This is a genomic window from Pseudomonas agronomica (assembly GCF_025917275.1).
Classification (GTDB): Bacteria; Pseudomonadota; Gammaproteobacteria; order Pseudomonadales; family Pseudomonadaceae; genus Aquipseudomonas; species Aquipseudomonas agronomica.
Genome location: NZ_JAOSHO010000197.1, coordinates 1 through 8982, shown reverse-complemented (window position 1 = coordinate 8982; position 8982 = coordinate 1). Strand labels below are relative to the sequence as shown.

Annotated in this window: 5 protein-coding genes and 1 pseudogene; 1 reads left to right on the top strand and 5 read right to left on the bottom strand. The window is 55.0% G+C overall.

Going from position 1 to position 8982, the window contains the following annotated elements; all coding sequences use genetic code 11:
* The first annotated feature begins 99 nt into the window (after nucleotides 1–99).
* Nucleotides 100–372, top strand: coding sequence for a hypothetical protein (locus OC610_RS15335; protein ID WP_264428801.1), 273 nt, complete (start codon nucleotides 100–102; stop codon nucleotides 370–372).
* 272 nt (nucleotides 373–644) lie between these two features.
* Here OC610_RS15335 and OC610_RS15330 read toward each other — a convergent pair whose 3' ends face one another.
* The 5 genes and pseudogenes from OC610_RS15330 to OC610_RS15310 form a co-directional block, all read right to left on the bottom strand.
* Nucleotides 645–1838, bottom strand: coding sequence for an IS4 family transposase (locus tag OC610_RS15330; RefSeq protein WP_264428799.1), 1194 nt, complete (start codon nucleotides 1836–1838; stop codon nucleotides 645–647).
* A gap of 531 nt (nucleotides 1839–2369) precedes the next feature.
* Nucleotides 2370–3071 carry a transposase gene (locus OC610_RS15325; protein WP_264428797.1) on the bottom strand — a complete coding sequence of 234 codons (702 nt, stop codon included), beginning with the start codon at nucleotides 3069–3071 and terminating at the stop codon, nucleotides 2370–2372.
* Between the two features lie 58 nt (nucleotides 3072–3129).
* Nucleotides 3130–3861 (bottom strand): annotated as a pseudogene (locus OC610_RS15320) (IS4 family transposase); the annotation flags it as partial.
* Nucleotides 3862–3995: 134 nt separating this feature from the next.
* On the bottom strand, nucleotides 3996–4244 hold the full coding sequence (locus tag OC610_RS15315) for a hypothetical protein (protein ID WP_264428795.1): 249 nt from the start codon (nucleotides 4242–4244) through the stop codon (nucleotides 3996–3998).
* A gap of 15 nt (nucleotides 4245–4259) precedes the next feature.
* The coding region (locus tag OC610_RS15310) for a DUF637 domain-containing protein (protein WP_408636598.1) at nucleotides 4260–8982 on the bottom strand (4723 nt) is incomplete at its 5' end.

Below are 8982 nucleotides of genomic sequence, written 5' to 3'. Positions count from 1 at the left end.
TTCTCTGTAACCGGTTCGCCAACCTGCGCACAGCCACCACCCAATCGTTTGGCGACGATTGAGTGATGGCTTTCAGCCAATCAAACAGAGATATTCAAAATGAATCGATACATGCCCATCACTGGCGTCGACTGTACCCCGGCCACCCTTCTCATCGACACCGAAGCCCCACTCGACGTCCTCTTCGAAACCGCTGACTACCGCATCCGCACCGTGACCCAACTACTTGAGAACATCGCGTTCCGCTCAGATATCAGCTCCGATACGCTGGTGCTCTCAGACCTCTGTAAGATGCTAACGATAGCGTTGCGTGATGGGTGTGATGTGATGGATGTGATTGGGAGACGATTGCGGGCGCTAGCTGCTGAATAACGAAAACGGGCGACCTTTGGGTCGCCGTTTTCATATAAGTATTTGTTGCTAAACACGACGCCAGGCTTGGTGAAGAGCTGGCAACGATCATCATGTTAGAAACCGGTGACATAGACCGTTTTGCAAAGGTCGGTAACTTGGCCTCTTACGCTCGCATGCTGATGAAAATACGTCGATTAGCCAGGGCCGAAGTCAGAAAAAATGGTCAGGTCACTCGAAGTAAAAAAAAGGGGACAAAAAAAGGGGACAGACCCTGAGGGATCCCCACAAATCTACTCCAAGCTCTGCGCCTGATAACGCACCTCATCACGCAGGGCCTGCTCGAGCTTTTCTAAATGCTCTCGTCCGCCAAAGTCCGTGCAGCAACGCCAATACTCCAGCCCCAAGCGCCACAACGAAAGCACCCGTCTATCTTTTAGGCTGTTGCTTTGATAACGCTGTTCCAATTTGCTTTCACGTGCCTGTAGCCCTGTCAGAAAGATGAGGTAGTTGGCCAGAGCCGCAATCAACAGCAGCGCCTCAATGCGCCGAGGGCAATGACTTCTATGCAGGTTCAGCCCCAACCCCAAGTGCTCACTTTTTACATCCCGGAAGCCTTCTTCGATCTGCATGCGCCTTTTATAAATCGCGACGATTTTCGCCGGATTCCACTCACTGTGCTCCAGGTTGCTCGCCAGCAACCAAGGTTCACGTTCACGCCTGGCGGACTGTCGACTGAGCTTGCTTTTGGCGATTGAGCCTGTGACGCGTTGATGCTTTCGTCCTTTGGCTGAGTGCCGGACACAATACAAGTCGATGAAATGGGGAGCGCTACGGGTCATCTCGACACGGCCCAACGATTTGGGTGACGAAGTGGCCAGAGCATATAGGCTTTTCACGGGTTGCCAGTCAGCGCCACCAGTGCGATAAAGCTCACGATTTCGTATGCGAGCTACGTAATACCAGCCCTGTGCTGCCACCGCCTTCATCCATGGACGCCGAAAACCCGCGTCAGTTACCAAGATGGGAATACAGCCGTCAGGCAGTAGTTCAGCCAGTGTGTTGAGCAATCGTTTTTGGTATCTCGGGCAACTCTCACGCTCATGCACACTTTCATAAATGGGAAATGAGCGTCCGGCCAACGGAATCGCTGCTCTCAACAAGAACGCGTCTCCTGGGGCGTCAATTCGAGACCAGTCGACCAAAATCAATGGATGTTTTAGCGAGCCCAGCAACGCTCGTAACATCACCCAGTAGAACAGTGGGCGCTCTGCTCTGAGGTGCTGATTACCCAGCAATCGATCTACTCGCTTGATGGCATGTTTGGGGTAAGCCCGGCCTGGCATCGACCGCCCTAGTCCCGTCAGCGTCAGACGACGGCCTTGCAGCAATGAACTAACACAACTCATCAACGTAGTCAGACGACGGGAATGGACAGAGGGAAGTGCTTGAGCGAGCGCTCTGTGTAAAAATCGGATGGCCTGCATGGGTTCGGGATCTTGTTTTTGTGTGGTGCAAACCAAGTTGCCGACTCATGCAGGTCTCTTCAATATTCCAACTTCTTGATTTCCTGTAAGAAAATTCGGGGATCCCTCAGGGTCTGCCCCCGTTTTCACATGTCCCCGTTTTCATTTGACCATAAGAAACCTAGGATCCTCACTCATAAGCCTTAACACCTCTGACCAATTCCAAAGTATGCCAGGAAGATGATCCCTCGGAACAAACCTCCCATGCTCAGAGTTTGGAAACTCCTCCATAGCAAGCTTGCAATTTTCATAAAACAATTTAAAGCAATGTGCATCAACTTCATCTAACGCGATAAAACTTTGCCCCTGCTCGTCTAGCGGCCTATAAATTTCACTCATACAACCCGTTTGACTATCACTAAATTGCCTTCTGGTTGCCTCGACTATGCAATCAAAAACGCCTCCGGAGGTTCCCCACCCTGCACTTTTGCTAACAGCAATATACATACCCATAACGGCTCACCTAAGTATTGACTCAAAAAGGGGACGGATTTATTTTTCCGCTCTCCCCCTTGGCCGCCCCTGACCTCGTTGTTCTACCCGGATACCAACTATCCGCTCTACCTCATCAACGAAGCGTCCTGTCCCAGTCAACTGACCTCGTTGCAACGCGTCACGGATCAAACGGACCTGCTCTGCAGGTATGGCCTCGCACACGAAAGCCTCATACCTACGACGCCGTTCCAAAGCCGTAGCGCCTAGAGCAACGAAGCAGGGATCGACATCCAGCCATTCGCTATCAGGACAATCACCTATCCGGCTTCGGTAGCTCGACCAACGGTAGTCTGCTATGTCAGCCACCATCTGAGCGCGTACAGGATTCAATTCTATGTAACGGCAACAGGCGAGGAGATAAGCATCTGACTGCACGACACTGGATTTGTAACGACTTTCCCATAGCGTACCGGAGCGCCCTTCCAGCCGATTGCGGTAACGCGTGGCACGCGCCGCTAAAGCCTTCATCATCTGCCCCAACCCAGTGATCGACTCACCCGGAGCGAGTAACAGGTGGACGTGATTGGTCATCAGACAATAGGCGAAGACCCTAACCCCAAACGCATCCTTGAGCTCGCGCAGATCCGTTAGGTAGCGTTGATAATCCTCGGGAACCGCAAAAACTACCTGACGGTTATGACCGCGTTGCACGATATGGTGTGGGTAATTCGGCAAAACAATACGTCCCATCCTGGGCATATTTGACCTCTCCTCCGTGGAAGCTTTCAGCGTAGCAAAGACTCAGAAAATAAATCTGTCCCCTTTTTTTGAACACCCCGTCCACGCCTCGATGTTGCAATTCACACAACAAAAAGTAGGTTGCGTAGTAGGCATCGCCCAGCACAATGTCACCTCGTTCCAAGGTATCGAGCATGGTTCTGAGCAGCGTCTGCTCATCACCTCCTTTACCGCGGAAACGTCCCAACGAGGCATCCAAAACAGCACCGCTGGCGAGGCAAACAATTCCCACCACCCGGCAGATGGGAAAGCCCAGTCCGGCTTTCTGCCCACGAGATTGCGGATAGGCCTCTTGGTTGGCCGGCGTATCCGGCAGGGTAACTGTAGTGCCATCCACGAGGCGCACAGGTCGCCCCCTCCAACGCCACGATGACGGAGCCCGGTTGCTCATCGATGACCCCGTGGAGCGCAACAAGGTTGAAACCATCTCCACCGGCAGCCGCGCTCTTGCTTTGCAGTAAGCACCGGTATGAATGCTGTTGGGCTTCAACCCCTCGCAAGAGCGCCTGACAGAAAAATCATTCACGGCATTCTGACAGGAGCGATCGGCGCTCATCGCCTGGGACAAAAACAGGGACAGTGTTTCGGTCGGCGGGAATAGCCGCTGACGATGCTTGGGTATCGACGACTCGATACCCCGCAATAGCTCTGGGTCGTTGAGCAGTTTGAAGAAAGCATGAGCATTGCTGTTCGTGGCGTGCTGGCGCATACGGTGCTGTTGATGTCGGACGATTTGGCGTCTACGATTCACTCGGGCTGTGTCCTTGCTTGATCGGTGTGTGTTCGCAACTATCACCGTAGACCAAGGCCAGCCTTTTTTCATTTTTTGCAGGCGTATCAGCTAGTTAGCTGTTAAGTAAGTGCCATTCTGGTCTGTCCCCGTTTTCAACTTAACTCAATTGATTTTAACTGCCCTTCCTCATCACACAAAATAACTACTGTGCCGTAAGGGCAATCCAGAGTTATTACTTTATCCTTATACTCTTCATCAACAATCCCAGATGCCTTGCGAGTAGAGCTGTCAAATCTAATTTCTAGAAAGTAGCCCTCCCCATTATCTTGATTTGGCAAGGAATCTTTATTGCCTTGCGAAAACAGGATTTTTTGAATTTCCTCAATATGAATTGAAGCCACAAGCCCTCCGAAAATTCAAGGTAACGGGACAAAATCGCCCTTGCCTAACAAATTTTTAACTTGGTTAGGTCTAATTGGGCCAACAGAAATAATCTTCATCTCGTCTCTCGGCACGGTAATTCGAATCAGCTTCCCTTCAACTTCTTGAATTACATTGATATGCCCTGTCCTTGCGTCCATGAACCGAGTAGCGCTGGGATTATTAGCAAGCTTCTGTAAGGCATCGGCATCAAGCTTTCCTGCAAGTTGCCCCATTCGAGGATCATTGAGCTGACCAAAGACGCGATCGGCAATTGAGAAGTTTTTTTCCGACCCTGAAGCTTCGCCTATCCCTTTTGCACCCACCACCACCGTATCAGCAACACCAGCCGCAGCAAGCCGCCTAGCCAGCAAGGCCCTTAATACCGCAGGCGCGCCCGTAACTGCAAGCGCAGCATCCAAATCCCAGGTAACCCTTTCGATCCCACCGCCGATTATAGTTGAAACCCTTTGCACCAAGTCGTCGAACTCTTGTCGGCTACTGGAAACTCCAGCGATTTCCCTAAGATAAGTGACGGCGTCTCCACCGAATTGCTCCCTCCAAGCCGTGGGAACGATCTCGGGGTCATTGGCCCAGTTGTTGTTACTGGACCATTGGGAAGCGGTATTGAACAAGGTGGAGTCAACGAACTGAGTAGTCGTCGCCTGAAACGCATGGACCTCGGCGCCATTGGCGACGATTGTGCGGCCATCACTCCACGTAAGTGTCGTGTTCTGAGCAGCTAAACCTTGGATGCTTTTGGTCGCCGTTAACAAGTCTTGCGCAAGGTGCTCACCTTCAGGATTGCCGGGGGGGAAACTGTCTACAAGTGCCTTCAGCCGTGCGTTTTCGGTGGCATCCACTTGAGCATTGGCGGCAAGAAGCAGTACTTCTTCCCAAGACATATCCGACTGAGGCTTGCCCTGCTCTTCAAGAGCCTTGGCCTCATCAGCAAGCGCTTTCTTCTCCGACGAATGCAACAGCCGATTATAGGAAGTCGCACTGCCCGCTACCCATGACCCGGTCTGAAGGCTCTTCGCATCCCCTCCCTGCGCGGCGGCTGCAAGCACACCAACTATTTGGGAGTTCATCACCAGAAGCCTGTCCTTTTGCTCCTTGGTCATCCCGGTGTACTGCTCGGCCAAGCTATCAATCAACAACTCGTTGGCACCCGCAGCCAGCGCGCCGGTTTTAAAGTCACCGCCAGCCGCCTCAGCGGCCAGTCCGCCCATGACCGCGTGCAAGCTAACCTTGGCGAGTCCCCCCTCTTTCAAATCGAATTTCTTGCCAAGATCCCCAACGAGATTGAATCCCGCCGCAGCAAAGGTATTAGCCAAACTGCTACGCAGGGCGTTATCGAACTGACTGTCACCACCCAGCGCCCGGTCCAGCAGCGTTGACGTACCGTTCTGCAACAGTTGGTTGGCGCCGAACCGACCGATGCCTTCCAAACTCGATAGACCACCTTGGGCAACAACTTTGCCCGCGTTTGGCAAGGCTCCTTCCACCGATGTGGTGGTATTGGTCATCTTGTCGAAGATTCCGGCCGTCAATCCCGCCGTTACCCCAGACACGACATAACCGCGCAAGGCATCCGAAGAAGTGACATCCTTGAATACGGCACCCAGATTTCCACCGTTATTGATAAAGCTGGTGGTGGCGTTGCTCGCAGCCCCCGTTGCGATAGCCGTGAGCGCCACGTTCGCCCAACCGGCGGCCACGGTTGACCCAGCTGCCGCGCCACCGGCCACCGCTGAGGCGGTGGCTGTTCCGGCTGCGGCAAAGGCTGTACCTGAACCAGCAGCAGCGGTGCTTCCGGCCATAGTGCCAATCAAGCCACTGGCAGCACCCGCAGTGAAATAGACCACCAGAATCGCAATGATCATCTGCACAGCCGGCCCCATGCCGGAGTGGCTGTATTTATAAGAGTCGTGGACTTCCTTGACCTTGCGCCAATCCACATCGCCGCGCTTCTCGGCTTCGGCCAACCACGCCAGTTGCGGGTCCGCATCGACCATGGCTTTGATCGATTGATGGACGCTTTCTTGATTGACCTGCTTGATGTCGATGTTCAACCCATCGACAGCTTTGATCGCAATGGCACCGGCAGCAACCATCTGCGTCTGGCGCAGTGTTTCGTCGGTATTGCCTTTGCCCGACATCGAGCTCCAGGCCATGCTGCTTTTGCTTTTTGCGTGGTCCTCTTTATGCAAATCCTTCACGGCTTCGAAGGTAATCGAACCGCCACTGTCCAGCGTGATGTCCTTGCCACTTTCAAGCTTCGCCACCTGATATCGCTGGTCATCCCCGCTCTTGATGACCAGATCGCCCCCCGTCGTGATCTCACTCCCAATGTTCTTCACATCAGTCACTTCATCACGCTGAGTCTTCTTGCTCCCCCAACTCCCCTTTTTCTTTTCGTCATACAGCGAATAATCGCTGTCTTGTGCCGCCAGCAACCCCAGCTTGCCCCCCGCCACCAGATAGGCCTCGTCACCAGCAGCGATCCGGCTCGACACCATCGTCAGGTTCTTGCCGGCGTCCATGGCGACGTTTCCACCGGCGGTAATTTCAGCCTTGACCTGCTGGACATGGTCTTCCTGGATCGTCAGCTTCTTGCTCTTGTACAAGAAGTGTTCTTCATCCGCCGCCGAGCTGATGTTGACGTTGTCGGTGGCGCTCATGCCGACGTCACGCTTGGCATCGATCTGGCTGGCAACGACGTTGAGGTCACGGCCGGCCACCGCCGAGACGTCCCGCCCGGCAGTGACGCTGGCGCCGTACTGGGTGATGGTGCTGCTGTTGCGGTTGACGTCGCGGATCAGGTTGTCGACGGTCTGCGCAGCGACGATGTTGACGTCATTTGCGGCATTCAAGTGGATGTCGCGCCCACTTTGCAGTGCACCGCCGATGTTGTTGATGTTGCCGCCCGCCGAGAGGCTCAGGTCGTTGGCGGCTTCGATGCGCGCGGCGCTGTCGGCGAAATCCTTGCGATCCTGAACCTGGCCGTAGGCGATTTGTGACGACGTCACCGTGCGCTCGTTGACCACGTCCCCCATCAGCGCGGTCACCGAGACATCCCGACCGGTAATGATGCCGCCCGCCCTGTTGATGACGTTGTTTCCGGCCAGCAGGTCGAGACGTTCACCGGCTTGCATCAGGCCGCTGTTGACCAGGTTCTCGCCCGCCGAAGCCGACAAGTTGCTGGTCGCCTTCAGCGTTCCGACGTTCTCCAGGTTTTTTCCGGCCACCAGGTTGAGGTTGTTGCCTTGAATCAAGGCTCCATTGGGCGAGAGGCGGTTGTTGGCGTTGGCCAGGTACAGGACCGGCGTCAGGACTTGCTCGCCGTTGACCTCGACGTTTTCCATCCAGACGATGTCGTGGGTCAGGGCCGCGACTTGTTCGGAGGTGAGGCTGACGCCCAGGGACAGATCGAGCTCTGTTTTGCTGGCGATGGCGTTGTTCATCAGGTACTTGAACATGTCCTCGTTGGAGGTCTGTCCGTCGATGAAACGCTGGCCGGTGCGAGCAATCACCGCCTCTTGAATCAGCTTCTGTTCGTAGAAGCCGTCACCCAGGCGCTTGGCGCTTTCGTCCGGGTCGTAGCCGAGGTTCTGCAGCAGATAATCCGAACTCATGAACTGCTTGAGGTCAGTGAGCAACGGATTGGTTTCAACCAGGTATTTGTGTGGGTTGGCCGTCACCGTGCGGGTGGGCAGGCCTTGGACCCGATTAACGGTGAGGTCGGTTATTCGTCCGCCCGCCGTGTCGGTATCGATTGCCAGGTCCATGTTGCTGGCGGACGGTTGCGTGGTGCTGCCCAGCGCGAGATCCCGTACTTGACCGACGGGCAGCGCTTGCTGGCGCTGGGCCGGGCTCAGGCTTGCGTTGCCCAAGGACCAGTTCTGCGGTCCGCTGGCAGCCGACGTGCTACCGCCCTGCCCGCTCAGCCGGAACAGGCCATTCTGCCCGCTCGGCAAGCTGAATCCGGGCAGGCTTACGGGGTTGACCTGCTGTTGCGACAGGTCGGGGGGCAACTGGCGATTAAGCAGCACAACGGAGGGTTGAGTCGCGCTGTAGACATTCGTATTCGTGGAGCGCCCGCTCACGGACGCGGAGGTGTTCTGCACGACCACGCTGCTGATGTCGTTTGAGGCGGTGAGCTTGGCCGTTCCGCCCGCCTGGATGATGGCTGCGGCGACCGATTGCCCATCGGCCTGGACCGCGATGGGATCGTTGATGCCATAGAACAGGGAGGGATCGAACTTGCCTACCAGCTCGTTGAACGCCACGGGATCGAACGGTCCGGAGCGCGGGTGTTTCCTGTCGTAATCGCGCACCTCATCAATGAGTCGATAGAAATACTCGCCAGTGATCCAGGTACCTGCGCCCACTTCATGGCCGGACGTTCCGGAAGCCGAGAGCGCAGCCTGATTAGTGATGTTGGTACTGGTGATGGACAGATCATTGGCTGCCGACATCACGCTGTACTGATTGCGGAAGTCCGTGCTGTTAACGGTCAGGTTGTGTCCGGCAACCAGTGTCGCGGTCGGCGAGTCCTCGCTGACTACGCTTTCAACGGTGTTGTAGATAAATACGGGGCCACGTACCCGTGGCGAATCCGGCCCGTCGCAATGCTGGACGCACCAGATCGTCATGTAACCGCTTGTGATCTGCTGCGCCATGCTGAACTTGTCGCGCTGGTTCACGATATTGTCA